15 protein-coding genes are annotated in these 18,820 nt (G+C 38.5%); 8 read left to right on the top strand and 7 right to left on the bottom strand.

From position 1 onward, the window contains the following. Positions 1–180 precede the first annotated feature (180 nt). Positions 181–3,039 carry a valine--tRNA ligase gene (locus tag ACQ96U_RS02745; RefSeq protein ID WP_431720127.1) on the top strand — a complete coding sequence of 953 codons (2,859 nt, stop codon included), beginning with the start codon at positions 181–183 and terminating at the stop codon, positions 3,037–3,039. An 86-nt stretch (positions 3,040–3,125) separates the two neighbouring features. On the opposite strand, the gene ACQ96U_RS02740 is transcribed toward ACQ96U_RS02745, so the two are convergent. Then, entirely contained in the window at positions 3,126–3,872 is a 747-nt protein-coding gene (locus ACQ96U_RS02740) for a TrmB family transcriptional regulator (RefSeq protein ID WP_431719697.1), read from the bottom strand. A gap of 97 nt (positions 3,873–3,969) precedes the next feature. Between ACQ96U_RS02740 and glmS the strand changes: the two genes are divergently transcribed. Beyond that, positions 3,970–5,805 carry a glutamine--fructose-6-phosphate transaminase (isomerizing) gene (gene glmS, locus ACQ96U_RS02735; RefSeq protein ID WP_431719696.1) on the top strand — a complete coding sequence of 612 codons (1,836 nt, stop codon included), beginning with the start codon at positions 3,970–3,972 and terminating at the stop codon, positions 5,803–5,805. 154 nt (positions 5,806–5,959) lie between these two features. Here the strand turns inward: glmS and tatA are convergent, their stop codons facing one another. From tatA to ACQ96U_RS02715, 4 genes are all read right to left on the bottom strand, one after another. Then, complete coding sequence (gene tatA, locus ACQ96U_RS02730; protein ID WP_431719695.1) at positions 5,960–6,196, bottom strand: twin-arginine translocase TatA/TatE family subunit; 237 nt, start codon at positions 6,194–6,196, stop codon at positions 5,960–5,962. A gap of 100 nt (positions 6,197–6,296) precedes the next feature. After that, positions 6,297–9,167 (bottom strand): DUF5336 domain-containing protein, encoded by a 2,871-nt coding sequence (locus ACQ96U_RS02725; protein ID WP_431719694.1) that lies wholly within the window; start codon positions 9,165–9,167, stop codon positions 6,297–6,299. A gap of 567 nt (positions 9,168–9,734) precedes the next feature. Next, on the bottom strand, positions 9,735–10,208 hold the full coding sequence (locus ACQ96U_RS02720; protein ID WP_431719693.1) for a hypothetical protein: 474 nt from the start codon (positions 10,206–10,208) through the stop codon (positions 9,735–9,737). Further along, a complete protein-coding gene (locus tag ACQ96U_RS02715; protein ID WP_431719692.1) occupies positions 10,201–10,950 on the bottom strand; it encodes a winged helix-turn-helix domain-containing protein in 750 nt (249 codons plus the stop codon). The genes ACQ96U_RS02720 and ACQ96U_RS02715 overlap by 8 nt, the downstream gene beginning before the upstream one ends. A gap of 394 nt (positions 10,951–11,344) precedes the next feature. On the opposite strand from ACQ96U_RS02715, the gene ACQ96U_RS02710 reads away from it, so the two are divergent. The 4 genes from ACQ96U_RS02710 to ACQ96U_RS02695 all read left to right on the top strand — a co-directional run bounded on the left by ACQ96U_RS02710 (position 11,345) and on the right by ACQ96U_RS02695 (position 15,100). After that, entirely contained in the window at positions 11,345–12,577 is a 1,233-nt protein-coding gene (locus ACQ96U_RS02710; protein WP_431719691.1) for a hypothetical protein, read from the top strand. Positions 12,578–13,138: 561 nt separating this feature from the next. Further along, entirely contained in the window at positions 13,139–13,408 is a 270-nt protein-coding gene (locus ACQ96U_RS02705; RefSeq protein WP_431719690.1) for a GIY-YIG nuclease family protein, read from the top strand. A 103-nt stretch (positions 13,409–13,511) separates the two neighbouring features. Continuing rightward, positions 13,512–14,021, top strand: coding sequence for a metal-dependent hydrolase (locus ACQ96U_RS02700; protein WP_431719689.1), 510 nt, complete (start codon positions 13,512–13,514; stop codon positions 14,019–14,021). Between the two features lie 158 nt (positions 14,022–14,179). Then, positions 14,180–15,100, top strand: a complete 921-nt coding sequence (locus ACQ96U_RS02695) for an alpha/beta hydrolase (RefSeq protein WP_431719688.1) — start codon at positions 14,180–14,182, stop codon at positions 15,098–15,100. Positions 15,101–15,126: 26 nt separating this feature from the next. Here the strand turns inward: ACQ96U_RS02695 and ACQ96U_RS02690 are convergent, their stop codons facing one another. Then, on the bottom strand, positions 15,127–16,122 hold the full coding sequence (locus ACQ96U_RS02690; protein WP_431719687.1) for a YHYH protein: 996 nt from the start codon (positions 16,120–16,122) through the stop codon (positions 15,127–15,129). Positions 16,123–16,321: 199 nt separating this feature from the next. Between ACQ96U_RS02690 and ACQ96U_RS02685 the strand changes: the two genes are divergently transcribed. Then, entirely contained in the window at positions 16,322–17,131 is an 810-nt protein-coding gene (locus tag ACQ96U_RS02685; protein WP_431719686.1) for a DODA-type extradiol aromatic ring-opening family dioxygenase, read from the top strand. A 167-nt stretch (positions 17,132–17,298) separates the two neighbouring features. Next, a complete protein-coding gene (locus tag ACQ96U_RS02680; protein WP_431719685.1) occupies positions 17,299–17,694 on the top strand; it encodes a DUF2007 domain-containing protein in 396 nt (131 codons plus the stop codon). Between the two features lie 36 nt (positions 17,695–17,730). Here ACQ96U_RS02680 and ACQ96U_RS02675 read toward each other — a convergent pair whose 3' ends face one another. Next, on the bottom strand, positions 17,731–18,582 hold the full coding sequence (locus ACQ96U_RS02675; protein WP_431719684.1) for a hypothetical protein: 852 nt from the start codon (positions 18,580–18,582) through the stop codon (positions 17,731–17,733). Positions 18,583–18,820: the final 238 nt, after the last annotated feature.

Here is an 18,820-nt window from a genome sequence, read left to right as displayed (position 1 = left end):
TCCTGTGTATATACCCACAATCTTTTTTAGCTGAAGGAGATGGGTATAGTCATGTGGAGATGACTAAACGCGCTACACTAAATAAATCCCCATCTCTGCACAAAACTGGCAAGCAAACCATTACCCTATGTATAATCATCGGTTTGCATTTCTGGAAAAACGGTGAGTTTAGACACAACCATGGAAAAGACCTACCAACCACACGAGATTGAGCGCTCTTGGTATCAGTACTGGGAGGAGAAAAACTACTTTGCACCCAGTGGTGAGGGTACATCCTATACCATTATGATCCCTCCCCCCAATGTCACAGGTTCACTGCATATGGGTCATGCCTTCCAGCAGTCCATTATGGATGCGCTGACGCGCTATCGCCGCATGCAAGGTTACAATTCGTTGTGGCAAGTAGGTACAGACCACGCAGGTATTGCCACGCAAATGGTGGTGGAACGCAAGCTTGCGGCAGAAGAAAGTAAATCCCGCCATGACCTTGGCAGAGATGCATTTATTGAAAAAGTGTGGGAATGGAAAGAACAGTCGGGTAATACCATCACCCAACAAATGCGCCGACTGGGTAACTCCGTTGACTGGGAAACTGAACGTTTTACCATGGATGACGGCTTTTACAACGCAGTGCAAGAAGTCTTCATCCGCCTTCATGATGACGGTTTAATTTATCGTGGTAAACGACTGGTTAATTGGGACCCCAAATTACACACCGCCATTTCAGATCTTGAAGTTGAGTCTACTGAAGAGCAAGGCAGCCTGTGGCATTTTCGTTATCCTTTAGTCGATGGCGCTAAAACGTTAGATGGCAGCGACTTTATTGTAGTCGCGACTACCCGTCCAGAAACCATGCTGGGTGATACTGCAGTTGCCGTAAACCCTAAAGATGAGCGTTATCAGCATCTCGTTGGCCAGTATGTTGAACTACCTGTAGTAGGTCGTCGTATTCCTATTGTTGCTGATGATTATGTTGACCGTGAGTTTGGTACTGGTTGTGTAAAAATCACCCCAGCTCATGACTTTAATGACTACGAAGTAGGTAAGCGCCACCAGCTACCGCTGATTAATGTCATGACGATTAATGCTAACATTCGTGAACTTGCGGAAGTCTTTAATCTGGATGGCACAGTTAATACATCTGTCAGCAATGTCATTCCAGAGCAATATCATGGTCTTGACCGCTTCAGTGCCCGCAAAAAGATTGTTAAAGAATTTGATAACCTGGGCTTTTTAGAAAAAATCGAGCCCCACTCTCTTAAAACTCCACGGGGTGACCGCTCTGGCGAAGTTATCGAGCCACTACTCACAGATCAGTGGTTTGTGAAAATCAAACCGTTGGCTGAACCTGCCATTAAAGCGGTTGAGGATGGCGATATCCAGTTCGTACCCAAACAGTATGAAAATATGTACTTCTCCTGGATGCGTGACATTCAGGATTGGTGTATTTCCCGTCAACTGTGGTGGGGTCATCGTATTCCTGCTTGGTACGACAATAATGGCAATGTCTATGTAGGTCGCTCTGAAGAAGAGATTCGCAGTAAATATAAGCTGGCAGATGACTTAGCACTAAGCCAGGACAATGATGTACTGGACACCTGGTTCTCCTCCGCACTATGGACCTTTGGTACCCTCGGCTGGCCAGAAAACACAGCGCGTCTTCAAACATTCCACCCAACTGACGTATTAGTGACAGGTTTTGACATCATTTTCTTCTGGGTTGCCAGAATGATTATGATGACGATGTACTTTATGAAAGACGAACAAGGCAACCCACAGGTTCCCTTTAAAACCGTCTATGTCACTGGCTTGATTCGTGATGAAAACGGCCAGAAAATGTCGAAAACCAAAGGTAACGTATTAGATCCTTTGGACATGATTGACGGCATCAGCCTAAAAGACCTGCTTAATAAACGTACTGGTAATATGATGCAGCCACAACTTGCGGCGCGTATCAAACAAAGTACTCAAACACAATTCCCCGAAGGTATTGCCGCTCACGGTACAGATGCACTGCGTTATACACTGTTCTCTCTTGCTTCAACAGGCCGTGATATCAATTGGGATATGAAGCGATTAGAAGGCTACCGTAATTTCTGCAACAAACTTTGGAATGCGGCACGTTATGTATTAATGAATACAGAAGGCCAAGACTGTCGTCAAAATGGTGGTGAAGTTGACTACAGCCTGGCAGACCGCTGGATTGTGTCTAAGCTTCAGAACACTGAAAAAGCCGTTTGCGATGCGATTGAATCCTACCGCTTTGATTTAGCCAGCCAAGCACTTTATGAATTTATCTGGAATGAATATTGTGACTGGTATTTAGAGCTTTCCAAGCCCGTACTGTGGGATGAAAATGCGACAGAAGACCAGCTTCGTGGTACGCGCTATACCTTAGTACGTGTGCTAGAGGCAATCCTTCGTTTAACACATCCTTTCATGCCCTTTATCACCGAGGAAATTTGGCAACAAGTGCGCTCACTGGCAGGTAAAGAAGGCGACACCATCATGTTGCAACCTTACCCCGCTTGTGATCCCAACAATATTGATGAAGCTGCTGTTGCTGAGTTGGAATGGGTAAAAGGTATCGTTGTTGCCATTCGTACCATTCGCAGTGAAATGAACATTAAGCCTAGCGCTGAAATTAGTGTGCTGCTTAATAATACCACTGAATTGGATGCTGACCGTTTAGCAAGTAATTATACCTTCCTCAAACGTTTAGCTAAGTTGGCCGATATTCAAATCTTACCTGCTGGCAGCAAAGCGCCTGATATGGTCGCAACAAAATTAGTAGGTGATTTAGAAGTACTTGTTAGCATGGCTGATCTTGTTGATAAAACCGCTGAAATTGCTCGCTTACAAAAAGAAATTGATAAGCTAACCAAAGAGCAAACTCGGTTAAACAACAAATTAACCAATGATAACTTTATTAGCAAAGCCCCTGCAGTTGTTGTTGAAAAAGAGCAAAATAAACTGAAAGAAGTTGAAAATGCTCTACAAAAATTCGCAGAGCAGCTCAGTAAAATGCAACAGTTGTAATTTTTTATAAAAAACAAGCCATTTAAATGGCTTGTAAAAAAAGGCAGCAAAAGCTGCCTTTTTTTATGAATAAATATCGTTAGTTTTTACAACAACATCCATAGAGTATTAAATGATAATTTTAACGCCTGGCTGATTGCTGCTGATTCAATCACAACAGCGGTAGGATAGTTGCCTTCCTGCAATGATATCATGGCACATTTAGGTGGATAAATAGCAACATAGCTTGCTTGCCCTCCGACATCGCCATCATCAATCCATTTTCGTTCTGAAAGAGGTGCATCTTCTCCACCTTCACCAATAGCAATAGCTCTGACGCGAATATTGCGTTTCACACGTTGTAATGTGTAATTTGGAAAAGGGCGATAAAGATATTTGCGGATGGCTTTTGAAGAATAAACATCATAGCTTCCAGATTCACTTTTTTCAGCTGTATTCAAGATATCTTTTAATACTCTCTCTATCCCTTCATCCCCTTCATAATATTTAACTTGTGGGGAGCCTGTATCAGAACGAAGGCGGTTTAAGTCAGGAATCACATCATTGACCAACTGTCGTGTTGCTGCTCGAAGATTTTCCTGTTTGTCATTCGCCAACTCTAAAAGCTTATCTGGAGGTTCTGCACAAAAATGACGTCGTTTACCTTTTGGGTAAAAGCTAACTACACCACGTTTTAGTAAATTTTTAAGAATTTCATGCGTAGTCCCTCGGTTAATACCAGATTGCTCTGCAATATCACGAATAGAAGCTGTACCCAGTGTCAATAACGCACAGTAGATATCCACTTCACGATCTTCAAAGTCGAGTTGCGCTAATACCTGTTTTATATTCATATTTGTCAATTTTCTGCTGACAATTAGTCTATTCGTTAAATTATCGGTTATATATCATCCTTCGGCAATACTAATGTCAGTAAAGGAATGACAATCAATGTGTGGTGTATTTGGCTATATTGGTAAAGACAGTGCAGTATCAACGGTGGTACAAGGTTTACAACGCTTAGAATATCGAGGTTATGATTCTTGGGGCTTAGCTATTCCAATAGAAAACAACATTGAGGTTTATAAAACACTAGATCCTCTGCATACAGCAGATACAGTACCCATCGATTTTAAAAGTACAATTGCGCTAGGCCACACCCGCTGGGCGACACATGGTGCTGTCAATATGATTAATTGCCATCCCCATGTATCCACATCCAAACAATTTGCTTTAGTACACAATGGTATTGTTGAAAACTACCAGGCACTTAAGGCTCAACTTAAATCTCAAAACATCAACTTAATCAGTGACACGGATACAGAAGTCATTGTTCGCCTCATTGAAATAGAGCTCAGCAAAATGAAACAAATCGATGAGTTCTGTGAAGAAAGCCTACTAACGGCGGATGACTATCAAGAAGCATTTGGACGGGTATTTAAAGTACTTAAAGGCCGTAATACGCTAGTTTTGATTTGTGCAAACCTAAATTTACTACTTGGCATACGCAATGGCTCACCACTGATTGCAGGCATAACCTCTGACACCAACAATAGCGATGATAGTTATAAAGAGCTTTTTATCGCATCTGACTACTATTCTTTCGCAAAGTATACCAATACTTGCCTACTCCTTGATAACTGGCAAATGATTCGCTGCGAACAAAACAACGCAAGCATTATTGACTTAAAAACGAATCAGACAATACCCAGCAACTGGCAAGAATTTGAACGTCATACATTAGAACTCTCACGGGATGGTTTTTCCCACTTTATGTTAAAGGAAATTCAAGAACAGTGGTCAACCATAACCAGAGCGACAGCCATTGACCCTCTGGCACTTGAAAAACTTATCCATGCAATGAATCAAGCAAAAAATATTTACATCACAGGGGCTGGTGCCGCCTTTTTTATTGGAGAACAAATTGCCTCCATTTTACGAGAAATAGCAAATATTTTTGTCATCCCTGTTCCTGCTTATGAGGCAAAAAGTTATTTACCTACCATGCAGGCAGATGATGTGCTTATTGCAATCAGCCAAAGTGGTGAAACGGCTGATACCCTCCACTTTATTGAACAAGCCAAACAAAAAGATGTACTGATTGCCAGTGTTGTTAATATGCCTGGGGCAATGATGTCACGCCTTTCCGACTTTCCCTTTTTAAGTAATGCCGGTCCTGAAGTTTGTGTATTATCGACGAAAAGCAGTACCTCTCAATTAGCATTTGGTTACTTGCTGGCACAAACGATTATCAATCAATATGAATCGGCAAAATGCAATATTGACCGACTCTCACATCAACTCAGTCACTATTTTACTGACGATAGTCTCCAAGCTATTGCTGATATCGCTAAAACAATTACTGGTGAACATATTTATTTATTAGGCAACCAGCCATTTATAGGTGCGAGTAAAGTTGGTGCACTTAATATTAAAGAAGCCAGTTATGTTCATGCAGAGGCCTTTGCTGCAGGTGAATTAAAACATGGTGTCATTGCACTTATCGAAAAAGGAACCCCCGTCATTTGTTTTATGAATAAGCGAAATGAAACCTATATGACAGCAATAGCCTCAGAGGTAAAAGCACGTGGTGGCATGATCATTGGTATTAGCGAACAACACAATGAGCTTTTTGATCATATGATCCACCTTCCCTCTCCTGATAATCCCGCGAATGTAATCACTCATATCATACCCTGCCAATTACTGGCCTATTACTTGGCAACACAAAGAGGATTAAACCCAGATAAACCACGAAACCTTGCAAAAAGCGTAACGGTCATATAAAAAAAGACATATACCCTCCGCTGGTGTAGAAATACAATAAAGTTTCATACTAACAATAAAGTATCTTACAGTGACCTTTCCAAGCTATGCTTGATGCATTAGCATAGCTTGGATATTGCCTAATAAACGCTCACATCCCAGTACCAAACATGCACTACTCCTCTTGTTTGTTTTGAGCGCTTGTGTCAAAGGGTTGTGTAATTTTAATTTGGGCTAATGCAGGAGAATGCGTTAAATCATTCTGTTTATCCTCATTCTCACCTAGTGCTTTTTTAAACCCTTTGATAGAAGTCCCCAAATCACTACCTAATGTACGTAATTTGTTTGTTCCAAATAATAAAATGACAATAATCGCAATAATGAGAAGCTGCCATATACTAATACCAGCCATATTAAGCCCCGTATAAAGTGAATAAACTGTTTTATGGATATTTATCTTGAAATGCATGCCAAAGATCACTTTTAAGTTAAATGATCTTGGCTTGTTTGTCTTATCGCTTCATGTGCACGTTACTTAATAGCTTACAGCCATTCCAACCACCATCAGAGTTGGGAAAGGTGACTCCTGTGATAAAGTCTAAAGACTTATCAAGGTCTCGGGTTTGAGCTTTTAATAACAAGCCCTGACGTTGAGTACGTTCGTCTGTCATACTGATAAATTCTGTCCGAGCAGAGTCAACCGTATGAGCTACAGTGGACATTTGTAGAGGCCCCTGACTGGATAATAATTCACGCTGATAGAGCTGACCATGTTCGTCTGTGTAATTAGTAACAATTGCAGTCATAATTGCAAAATTTGGATCATGATAGTCAATTGGGTTACTGTTAGTGGTTACATAGACCGTTTCCCCTTCCGTACACACACAAATATCAAAAATATCTTTTTCATCTTCATTTGATCTAAACTGTGCCCTTTGTACCAGGCCACTACCAACAATTTCGTAAAGGCGAGAGTAACTGAGTGCCCATACCTTAGACTCTGTTCGACATACCCAACGAATCTTATCCTCAGAAGGGAAATCACTTGAGGAAATATACAGCCTGTCACTTTCAGTTGGCGGACGTTGACCTGCTAACCATTTATACATATCGTCTGTGTAGTTCGTTAAACGACATAAACCGTATGCATACCCATTATGTACAGCCACACATTTTACTGAACGGATTAAATCTGACTTATCGTAAGTCCAGTCATCATAAAGATCGCGGGGCGAAGAGGATAATGAGATAGGAACAACTTGTGGTACACCATTTGTAGCATGATCATCATAGATATAAACTTGGTCACTATTGTTGCAAACAGCACCTCTGTCACTGATTGAGTCATTGAGCATAACCATATTATGGTGGCCATCTTCCCACACTAACTCATTTACATGAAATTGAAAAAGTTGGCCACGACCTTCCCAGTTTGTTTTAGCAGAGAGAAAGTACCCTGTTGACTGGTAAAAAAAACCATTTGGTTTAACGACTTGGTTTGTGTAATTCTGCAGCGGTGAAGGTGGAATATGTTTGGGGCCAAAGATTTCCCATAACCATTGCACAATAGCAACAATCCCACCAACAATAGCAAGGGCTAAGGCAATAGGACCTGCCATAGGCATACCCGCCAACGCCAGCACACCAAAAGCAACCCCTCCTAACCCTATCAGTGTATTAATCGTTTCAAAGACAATTCCTGCAATATAACCATTAATAATCGCATCAGCAAGACTGTACGCTGCAACACCTAGAGCCGCTACACCAAATACCAATGAAACCCGCTCTGCAATAGAAGCAATTTTAGACTTCATAAAAATCTGGGTAATAATTTTGGTTTCTGCACGTTGGACCCCTTTATAATTCCTAGCAAAGCCAAGATAAAAACGTGCCGCTTTAGATAAAGGTCCACCAACGTCTGCAATACCTTCTAATTGCCCTAAAAAGTAATTTTTGATTTGGGTGACTAATACCAGGTAAAGAATACCTTTTCCTGCGTCAACCACGGCACTAGAGAACGATATCAGCTCAGGTATATTCACATTGGGATTTTCATCCTCAACAGTTGTATAAATAAAGTGTCCAAGAGCAATACCAAGTAAAAACTGAAAGAGCGCGGCTTCACCATGAACAGCACCCATTGCAGACCTCTCGGCACTTAGACCTTGTTCATTAAACATAGGGTATTGGGACTTTAAGCGAGCAATAAAGTTAGGACCTACAGCACCCATACTATCTGCTGAACTCGCTTGGTCATAAATCATCGCATGGGCTATTTCGACACTGCCACTCCCATACTCATTAATAAAACGCTGCCAAAATTCACGTGTTGCACTTTCTGGCTTGAGTAGCTCATTCATCGTATCAATATGAATTTTTCGATTGTTTCTAAGCGAGTGTGCTTCACTTTTAGCCCCTATTTTGATGCTCTGGGCCATACCTAAAATAAGAGCTCCAAAATATTTCCCTTCCAGTTCATCAACTTGCTCCATGCTAAGGCGAGAGTCGGTATAAGCTAAACAACGTAACTTAGAAGAAATATTTTGCACTTTGGCAAATTTTTCAGCGACATGAAGTTTATCATCTGAGCTATCACTGATTTTATTGTCATCAATTACAGCTTGTATAGTTTCTTCAGTATTATAGTGATTATATAATTGCTCACCCCAATGGTAGCTACTATTACTGTCTTTATACGCTTTTAAGGCTGATCCAGGAAGATAAGTGCTAAATGGTTCTTCCGCATGATCAATCGCTAAATTATACAATTGAGACATCAATTCATTAAAGTCATGGGTTGATTTTGCTGTATTGTATTTAGCATTGGCTTTAATCATATCCCAGGAGTTTAAAGCCTTTCGGTCATCTGGCGTGTAGTTATTAATGTCATCCGTCACTGCATACTCTTCCTGAAGAATTTGAGAAACATAGATAGGGGCAAGTTCGGTAACAAGTGATTGATACTGGCTATGGACCGCAGAGACCCCATTTGTGTTATAAATATTCCAGTCAGGATCAAGTTTTCCATTAAATTCATGTATCACGCTATAGCGGTTATACATTTCCATCTTCATTATTTCTGTCAACATACGATTAGCAATATACTGAGCTTCATCACTTAGCTTACCCAAATTGACCCGTTCATTATTAAAGTTTGACTGGTAAGCATAAGGTAAAATATTAATTAAATTTTCAAGACTTAAACTGGTAGATGCCGTTGAAGTATTTGTATTCTGATTAACAAAAGCGGTGGCATGACCGGATAAGGGGAGCATTGTGGCAGCTGATACTACTGAACTATTAACTAAAAAGCGTCTGCGGCTAATATCAGTACTGTCACTTGGTGTGTTTATAAAAGACGAGATTCTTGTTTTTTTAAACATGTTTACCTACTCACAATAATGTCAAAGGACCTCTTGAAGTTAATCAACCCTATACACTGCAATTAGTCCTTAAACAGACTTGACCACGTTCTTTAGCAAAGAAAAGTTTGCACTTAACATTCGCAAATTAACAGTGAAAAGCAGGGAATTCCATGGAAAAACAAGGAAAAATACAAAAACCGTACATTGATAGTCAGGTTGATATTCTTTGGGTTTATCCATAAAGGAAGTACACAGTCAGATGTCTATGGATGTGAACAATCATTAATAATCTATATACATAATTTAATAGATAACTTCTGGATGGGCATGGCGTACTGCAAGCTTTAACCAATATTGATATACTTTATCTTTAATGGAATTGAGCTTTTGCATACTCATTCGCGGCGACTAAAAAAAGCATTGCGCTTTTCATCTTATACAGAGTATAGCTGAACGCTTTATGTACACAGCTAACAATAGGACGTATTTGTGAAAATAAAAAAATGATGAGAATACTGATTTAGTAAAAAAAGAGGCTTTATATCAGAAGACTACTCCAATAAATATTAGATGTTATTTATATAATTATTTATTTTTTGAGAATAAAAATACCGAGTAGTTTGGCGTGCTAGGACTTAAGTCATTGATGAATATTTCACCATCATAGTAGATAATTTTAAACTGACCAACTTTATCATGTTGGGCATTAAATAGCATATCGGTATAAGGTTGAGAATGGCGTAACGAATTTATTTGAGCTTCATGCACAATATTTAACTTGGAGTTATATGTATACATACCCTTTGCATGACGTATTATTTCACCATTTCCATCAAACAATGCTATACCATCAATGCCATCACTTTCAAAAAACAAGCGGTAATGAATCGACTGTTGCTCAACCGTCATACTCAACGTTTCTTTCCAGAAACCTATTTTCGGGTCATAACTATGAATTATTGAATTATAACTTCCAGATAAATCACTATGGTATACATTGTAAAAAACACTAATTACATAAATACTCAAGCTTACCAACAATAATAGAAAACTATTCATCAGGCGGAAACTCTTTCTTTATTTTAGTTATTGCTTGCTGTAGTTCATTCTCTGGCATAATTAGACTGTTTCCCTTATGTGTATTACTGTCAAAGAAACTGATCAAAAAAGTATCTGCGCGCTTCTCAATAAAATAGGTGCAATTGCAGGGAATTGATATCAATTTTTTTAACAAAAGGTTATCTATTTGAGTTTCTTTTTTGGTAATAAATGAATAGATTCGACGTTTATGCGTGTACTTTTTAAGCTGGTAGGCTTCGTTTATATACCCTTTTGGTATTGAGGGAAATGCTGTGTAAAAGTTTAATACTGAGAACAGCAGTAGGACCACAGATGCGAGTATAAATTTATAGCGTTCAATATATGTATAGAGATACTTTATATTATTTGTAGTTGCTATTGTATTATTTGCGTCAGTTACTAATAAAATATTAATACGATCTAATACTAATTTATACCCTATCCTGGGTATAGTTACAACAATGTCATTCTCTGCCGTCAAATAGGAAATATGGCCCCTTAGCTTTGCAATGGTTTTGGTGAGTGAAGAGTCTGTAACGAGAGATCGTCCCCATATATAGCTTTTAAGTTCTTCTTTATTAATGACCTGATTAGGTTTCGTTAAAAAAAATTCTAATGCTCTTAGCTCGCTATGGTTTAGGTAACAATGTTCATTATCAAACGTGAGAGTACTTCTATTAGTATTAAACTGAATATTTTTTACTATGGAGCCACTTTGCATGTGTTTGGATTACTCTTAGTAACAAGTTTTTTCGCTAAAAAGGCTAACATATTTACTGATGACCTGTACTCCAAAAAATACTAAATGTAGGATGACTCAGATGAATGGCAAAAGAGCTAAGAACAAGCTCATGCTGTTACTAGATATCAAGCCAGTCACTATAGCACGTCCATCATATTAATCGATTTATATATGTTGACATTATTTATTCGTTAAAAACTATTTTTATTCAAATCGTCACTTTCAATCTAACGTGCTGTCATTCCGAATATTTCCGTATAAATCCGTATTTTTCACTTTCTAATTAATATCTTTAAAGACAAGATCATTCATCAGCAAGGCTGCTGTGTAACATGTTTGATGGAATCAGTCATTTAGTATTTGAGGTAACATTATGAAGAATATGTTTAATGCTGTGTTAACGCCAATAGTAATGCTCCCACTTCTGTTCAGCCAGGAATCTTTTGCTTCAGGATCTTATGCAAGCTTAGCAGAATTCACAGATAATAATGATATTACTATTTCCTACAAGGATGATGATGGTATTACCCGTGTATATTCAGCCAATAAAATATATATGCATGAGCGAGGTGTTATTAAACGTATTGATGTAAGCAAATGCTATAGTAACAGTGAATCGTGTAATAATGCATGGCAGTCTGCGAAAGAATCCCCCATGGTTATTATTTATGACTCCATCTATGACCAAGAGGGTTATGTTGACCCTAATGACACTGACCTTCCAGAAGGAACCTTCAGGACATATTGTGTAGATTCATCATTGGATAGGATTTCCAACCTTTATGATTATAACGAAGGTCACGACATGGAGCTGATGGCAAAGCATTGGTATTTTATAAAACCTAATAATGGCAGCCCTGTCGTTGTACAAGCAGAGGACTCGCCCAGAAGAGGTGAAAGTGGTTGGGGTAGTCTAGAAAATGGTGATACCAAAGAGTGGGGTTACAAGCCTTTTGGGCCTTGGGTTACAGCTTCTTGTGTACTTCAAGGAGGTCATATTGGTTATGTCACAAAGTTTTATGAAACAGATGGTGAAGATCTTGCTAGTGATAAAATAAGGGCTTTTGAAAAAGCCATCCAAAAAACAACTGGATTATTTCTGTCGCCAGGTGGAAGCCTCCTGACCAACCTTGCCACTCACCACTTTCTTGGCTCTATTGCAGATGAGTTAACCTATTCAAGCAATCCAGATCCATACACAGCGGTATCATTTGCAGCTACTTGGGGAGCATTAAAACGTCTTAATGAAAATAACTTGAGTATTAAAGGAAAAAATCTAACGAGAGATCCAGCCAAGGAGGAAAGTATTCAACGTGTTAATGTGCAAGAGAGTGAATTCTCGAGTAAGTTTTGTCGCTACGAAACGCATGGATCAATGCACCCTAAAACAACCTATTACTCAAAATTAAAAGGATATGACGATCTAGGTTGTAATTTTAAACATGATACCGTCAATATTGGTAGTTATCCTAGTAATACGGTTTTGATAAATGATATGACAGATCGCGGTGTTAGACGGTATATGACGATAGATACAACGATAAAAGCAGCTAAAGGTACTTATACACCAAACAAAGGCTTTAAAATTATACTGACAGAAGAGTAAATTTTTGAAAAGAGCTATCATTCAATATTAAACACGCTTTATTCCAAAAAAGCACCTTTAAAAATAGAATTTTTTTTGTGAGCGCAAGGAAGCACAGCTCAAAGGATCGCAGTGTATAAGGAATACATGAGGATCCGAGTATAACGCTGACACAGTTTTCACAGAAAAAGTGCATTTTTAGAGGTGCCCAAACAGTATTGACGACGGGATCAGTACTAAATCGCCCTGCAATTGACTTCTAGCTGTACGAAATTAACAACGACAAATGAACGTATTACTACAGTAGAAACACTAACTTCCACACCTAATATTTGATCAATAATCAAATAATCACAGTGATATTCAAATAGTGTTAACAGGCCCTACAAAAAGTCATCTTCAATCAACTATGATTATGACCCATGAAATATTGACAGTTTTCAAATCATCGTATCTGTTTGATTTTTTTTAATGAATAAATTATAAAAGTATGATATTTTGTTGCTAATCTAGATACGTTTCATGGTAAAAGCCACTGTATCGTTACACATGGACTAAACAAACTTCAGTACATTATTAGTAATGAAAAAAGAACGATCGACAATACAAAACTGGTTTGTTTACCTTATTGAGTCAGATGCAGGTCTTTACTGTGGTATTACCACTGATATTAAACGACGTTTTGGTGAGCATCAGTCTGGAAAAGGTGCTAAATTTTTTCGGCGTGCAGCTCCGAAGCAAGTTGTCTATGTTGAACGTTGTGCTAATCGAACAGACGCAAGCCGACGTGAAAATCAAATAAAGCGCCTAACCCGTAAACAAAAGTTACAGCTAATTGCAAACGCCAAATAACATAACTCCCACAATGACAGTAATGTCATAATTCATCACAATCAATCCATGATTCCGCCAGACTTCTATGTTTTACTTTCAACCCTAAAGGAGGTTTGGCTTCATGTTCATTGCACATCTACCTGCAGGGTATCTCTTATCAAAATATTGGCTATCAACATTCAATGAGAATAGCGTTAACAGAAAATTATTGTTAGCTATCGGGCTATTGAGTAGCATACTGCCAGACCTTGACCTTATTTATTTTTACTGGATAGATAATCAACAGCACTCCCACCATACTTATTTGAGTCACATCCCTATTTTCTGGGCAGGGCTTTTTTTAGTTTTACTGTCTATTTCTACCATCGTGCAATCACGTGTAATAAAACATTTTGTCGTGATATCTGCCTTAAATATCATACTACATTTTATCCTAGACTCCGTAGTAGGTGATATTTTATGGTTATATCCATTTAATAGCGATCCTTATGCACTCTTTCATGTTAGTCCTAAATATGAATGGTGGGTGCTTAACTTTTTTCTTCATTGGTCATTTCTATTTGAAATCGGAATTATCATTTTTGCGTGGCAACGGTTTTTAAACAGCAAAAAAAAGTACCAAATGAGTTAGCGGGAGTCACTTTCAGAGACCAGCAAAATACAAAGCCAACCTTTCTCCTTAGCAAAAGTTTCAGTAAAATTTCGACTATACCCACAGTGAAGGGTATACATGGCCTTATGTTGGCTTTTTCCTTCCCACTTGCCCTCAGTGGCTTTGGAGTTAAAAAAATGCGCTTTGATTACTTAGAGCCAGGAATCAAAGAACTTGTAACAACGTTTGTCAACGCTAAGTCATCCTCAACAACCAAGCCATCAATAGAAGAAAGACGGAAAAGTTATATCAACAGTAAAGTGCTTGCAGGCATCAGTGAATCAGTTCATGAAGTTATCAACAAGCAATTTGACCACTTTTCGTTGACTATATTTAAACCCTCAAACCAATCCAATTTACCTATTGTTATTTATTATCACGGCGGTTGTTTTATTAGTGGTAGTGCCGAAACCCATGATCAACAGCTGAGAAAACTAGCTAACTTAGCTAATGCTCTGGTCGTCGCTGTTAATTATCGTTTAGCGCCTGAACACACCTATCCTGCAGCTCATAACGATGCATATAATGCAGCGCAACTTATCTATGAACAAGGTCATCTTTGGGGTGGAAACACGGAAGATATTACGTTGGTTGGTGACAGTGCAGGAGGCCAAATTGCCCTGATCACAAGCCTCAGACTACGGGACCAAGCTAACTGGATGCCTACACGTCAAGTGCTCATTTATCCCATGTTAGACGCAACGGCATCATCAAACAGTTATATTCAAAATGGTGAAGATTATATTATTACGAAAGATACGTTGATAAGTGGTTTTACAATGTATTTAGGTGATACTCATATTAGCCTCAAACATCCAGAAATTAGTCCATTGTTTCGTGATGATTTTAGCGGACTGCAAGAAACCCATATTATTTCAGCAGAATTTGACCCTCTTCTTAACGAATGTGAACAACTTTACCATAAACTTTTAAAAGCCAAGGTACCTGTTTACTGTCAACGATACCTTGGTGTAATCCATGGTTTTTTTCAGTTGTCAGGTATAAGTGGTGCAGCAAAACAAGCTCTAAAACAAGTGGCAAGCATTATTAAAGGGTAATGAGAAAAAACAAGGCAGTATTAGATTTATTCCACAGATAAAGGATTATCTGCTCTAACGCCTCTTAAACAAGGCAACGTATTAGGTGATTTCTCGTTTGAGGCATGATAATGATATACCTTGAATGGAAAATCTTTAGTCATCCCCACATGCCCACGACACTGGTCTAAATCCAAAGGCGGTTGCCCATTTGCATCAAGATGTGCATAGATAGGATACCCATCCATAGCAAAACCAATAAGTCTATTGTCTGTTTGAGGTACATACAAACAGCGTACATCATGTATTTTATATGTTAACAGCACATTATTAATGGTTTCAGGAAACATATGGAAATGATAAAAACCCGATGGGTCCTGATGCCCACCACAAGGATCTACTGCAGGCAAATCACCTACTGGACCTTTGCTCCCATCTGGCATCTTAGGTCCATTAACAATAGAAGGTGCAGGTCCATTAATGGGTACACCATACAACGAGACTCCCACGAGACTTAACACACTATCAATAGGACTTGGTTCTTTCCGTAGGGTAGGAGTTGCAGGTATTAAATATTTTAACGTCAAATTATAATCAGGATCAGCCTCTAAACAATATTTCTTTGTTCTATTTTTTTGGTGCACAACATCATCTGGATGAGCTATACGAACCCTGCCTTGCTCATCAACAATATCAAATCCGTCCGTTTCCATAGCCATCAGTAACTTACGATTAATCGGCTGCAATCCCGGGTTGCTCACGCCATCATAATCATAAATACCCCCAGTCTGATCAACACTTTTGGGACAATAAGGTCCCTCTGGTAATGGATTGCTTACAAAAACAAGTTCGATACAGGTCGCTTTTTTATTTGTCTCTAAAATACAGTCTTTAAAGTCAAAAGAAATTGGGTTGTTATAATACTTAAAATCACTTGGGCTCATCAAATACAAAAGCATAGGCTTGCTTTCTGGGTAACATACGTTCGGTAAGATAGTAAACACAATTAATGGAAATAATAACTTTAATTGAGGTGCTAACATAATTGTTCCACCTAAATAGTTTAAATAAGCATAGAGTGATAAAATGTTTTATATATTTTCACCACTTTCACTCTAGTGCTTCTTCATGACACACAAAAAACAACCTTACTAAGAATTAGCTATAATCAACCCTAATGTCGTACAAAAGTGTCGCAAACTATCGCAAAAAAAATCATTATTTTTACTGGAAATTTTGTAAATGAATACTCATACATCAGCAGGACCTACTATTCTCTTTTTGTCTCATGGTGGTGGTCCTATGCCACTACTTGGAGACGAAAGCCATCAGGATATGGTAAACAACTTAAAGGACATTGCAGGTACCTTACCAAAACCCTCAGCCATTTTAGTTATTAGTGCTCACTGGGAAGAAAACCAACCAACCATTACCAATGGCAAGGCACCTTCTTTAATCTATGACTACTATGGCTTCCCAGAAGAATCATACCACATCCAATACCCTGCTATAGGAGAGCCCCAATTAGCTCACACTATTTACCAACAACTAAAAAAAGATGGTATAAACGCCAAGCAGGATGAACAAAGAGGCTTTGATCATGGTCTATTTGTTCCCTTAAAGATCATGTATCCAGAAGCTGATATTCCTTGTATTCAGTTATCGTTGATGAATAACCTTAACCCTGCTGAGCATATCAAATTAGGTGAATCATTAGCCAAGACAGCAAATGACGACTTACTGATTATCGGTTCAGGATTTTCATTCCACAATATGAAAGCTTTTTATTCAGCAAGTACCCATGATATCAAAACAAAAAATGAGGCTTTTGAAGCATGGCTTATCGATACATGTTCAAATAAAACTCTTTCTGAACAAGAAAGAACAAAGCGCTTGGAAAACTGGGAACAAGCACCTCATGCTAGATTCTGTCACCCAAGAGAAGAACACCTATTACCACTGCATGTCTGTTATGGTGCAGCCAAACGAGCATGTTCACAATATTTTGAGTTAACTATTTTAAATAAGAAAGCAAGTGTTTATCGTTGGTAAATCATCCTATTCTTTTTTCATCCACAATGTATTAACATCAGAGGTAATTGATACAAATGTTCTTTCCGACTCACTATTATCTGGCAGTGAAGCCATTAAACGCAACGTTCTTGCTACATCATGGTCAATTAGGTGCTTATTGATTAATAAATCACTCTATACATAATATGCTAATAACAGTAGCGCGCTTCTCATTTCCTTACGAAGCCCAAATTGCTTGGGCAAAACTTGATGCTGAAGGCATTCCAGCTTTTATTGCTGACGAGCATACGATTAATATGCAATGGCTTTATTCAAATGCCTTAGGTGGAGTACGTTTACAAGTACCAGAAGAGTACATCGAACAAGCACACCGTATATTACGCGAGGATAGAACACATGATTTAGTTACACAGGAGGGCAGTAGTAGTATACCTTGCCCTCAATGTGGTAGTGCTGATACTGAGTATTACCCGTTTGGAAAACGTTGTGCTTTTCTTGTGTTTTTATGCATTGATTTTCCACTTTATCCGGTTAAACACGGCATAAAATGTAACCAGTGTGGGCACAAAACAAAGCTATAAATTAGCCAGTACTCTTTAAATACAACAACTTTTGCTCTACTCTCGATATTTTTGACACTGCTCTGAATCATACAACCAAAGCATTTGCCCAAACATCCCCCTAACACACTCTACGGTCATGTTGGTGTGAAGTGTCATTGTCTTAGTTTGACCATCTTTAATTACCTCAACTGCCCACTGAGTCTGTACATTAAACACTGAACTCCAACTCTTGCCATCCACTAATAAGTCTAAAAACTGAGCCTCTACCCCAGGTAAGGTTGTTAGTGTAAATGGAATTGTTTGACTAACACTCACCTTTTTGCTCGGTGAATACCCACGAAACTTGAACAATAATGAAGACGGTATGTATTCACCATTACTATTTCTTACTTTACAGTCAATGTCTCTTGAAACACTACACACAGCTTGTGCTTTGCCATGGTTTTCCACCTCTATGTCCTTAATGTTATAGCGCGTCTTTGATTCATTGGCATAAACTGGTGAAAGTGACATACCAAGCTGTTGAGCTTCAACTTCGAATTGCTTTATATCACTTGCTTTAGCATTGGGGGATAAAATACCAAAAATACGTAAATAAGACTTTCCTTGAAATAAACCACCTGCCCAGGTTTCCTTATCAATCGTTAAGCTTGGCTCACTGCCTCTTAATTCAACTCCCCCTTTTTTTGAAGCAAACCATACAAGATTTTGATCAACCGAGTCGGCAAAAAGGTAAAAGTTATCCTGAACGTCTTTACTGAAATAATTTGATACATCACGATCTGATGGACTCACTGGCTTTGCAGATAGTGATGAGGTAGAAATGATAGAAAAAGTCGATACCGAAAATAGCCCTAAATAATATAACCATTCATTGAAACCGAGGACTTTTTTACGTACGAACATAGATGTTGTCCCTAACATAAGTGCGCTCAAATCAAACGTTACTTCGCTATATTGATATAAATCACACTACTTATATCCCTGCAAATTAACAACTGAAATATTGTAATAATTAATATTATGACGCTTAGCTTTGAATACATCTAAATACATTTATTAGTACTGTAAATATCATCGGTCGTGTAAGGAAAATCCTTTTTCTTACCTACTCATTTATCAATGCCTTTCTGACTGCTTGTAT

It is taken from the genome of Zooshikella sp. RANM57 (genome assembly GCF_050749885.1).
Lineage (GTDB): Bacteria > Pseudomonadota > Gammaproteobacteria > Pseudomonadales > Zooshikellaceae > Zooshikella.
This window is presented reverse-complemented; position numbering and strand designations above follow the sequence as displayed.

Coding starts and splice junctions, on each gene's coding strand:
- ACQ96U_RS02675 (WP_431719684.1), bottom strand. CDS start 18,582: ATGTTCGTACGTAAAAAAGTCCTCGGTTTCAATGAATGGTTATATTAT.
- ACQ96U_RS02705 (WP_431719690.1), top strand. CDS start 13,139: ATGAAAAAAGAACGATCGACAATACAAAACTGGTTTGTTTACCTTATT.
- ACQ96U_RS02715 (WP_431719692.1), bottom strand. CDS start 10,950: ATGCAAAGTGGCTCCATAGTAAAAAATATTCAGTTTAATACTAATAGA.
- ACQ96U_RS02740 (WP_431719697.1), bottom strand. CDS start 3,872: ATGAATATAAAACAGGTATTAGCGCAACTCGACTTTGAAGATCGTGAA.
- ACQ96U_RS02710 (WP_431719691.1), top strand. CDS start 11,345: ATGAAGAATATGTTTAATGCTGTGTTAACGCCAATAGTAATGCTCCCA.
- tatA (WP_431719695.1), bottom strand. CDS start 6,196: ATGGCTGGTATTAGTATATGGCAGCTTCTCATTATTGCGATTATTGTC.
- ACQ96U_RS02685 (WP_431719686.1), top strand. CDS start 16,322: ATGAATACTCATACATCAGCAGGACCTACTATTCTCTTTTTGTCTCAT.
- ACQ96U_RS02690 (WP_431719687.1), bottom strand. CDS start 16,122: ATGTTAGCACCTCAATTAAAGTTATTATTTCCATTAATTGTGTTTACT.
- ACQ96U_RS02725 (WP_431719694.1), bottom strand. CDS start 9,167: ATGTTTAAAAAAACAAGAATCTCGTCTTTTATAAACACACCAAGTGAC.
- ACQ96U_RS02700 (WP_431719689.1), top strand. CDS start 13,512: ATGTTCATTGCACATCTACCTGCAGGGTATCTCTTATCAAAATATTGG.
- glmS (WP_431719696.1), top strand. CDS start 3,970: ATGTGTGGTGTATTTGGCTATATTGGTAAAGACAGTGCAGTATCAACG.
- ACQ96U_RS02720 (WP_431719693.1), bottom strand. CDS start 10,208: ATGAATAGTTTTCTATTATTGTTGGTAAGCTTGAGTATTTATGTAATT.
- ACQ96U_RS02745 (WP_431720127.1), top strand. CDS start 181: ATGGAAAAGACCTACCAACCACACGAGATTGAGCGCTCTTGGTATCAG.
- ACQ96U_RS02695 (WP_431719688.1), top strand. CDS start 14,180: ATGCGCTTTGATTACTTAGAGCCAGGAATCAAAGAACTTGTAACAACG.
- ACQ96U_RS02680 (WP_431719685.1), top strand. CDS start 17,299: ATGCTAATAACAGTAGCGCGCTTCTCATTTCCTTACGAAGCCCAAATT.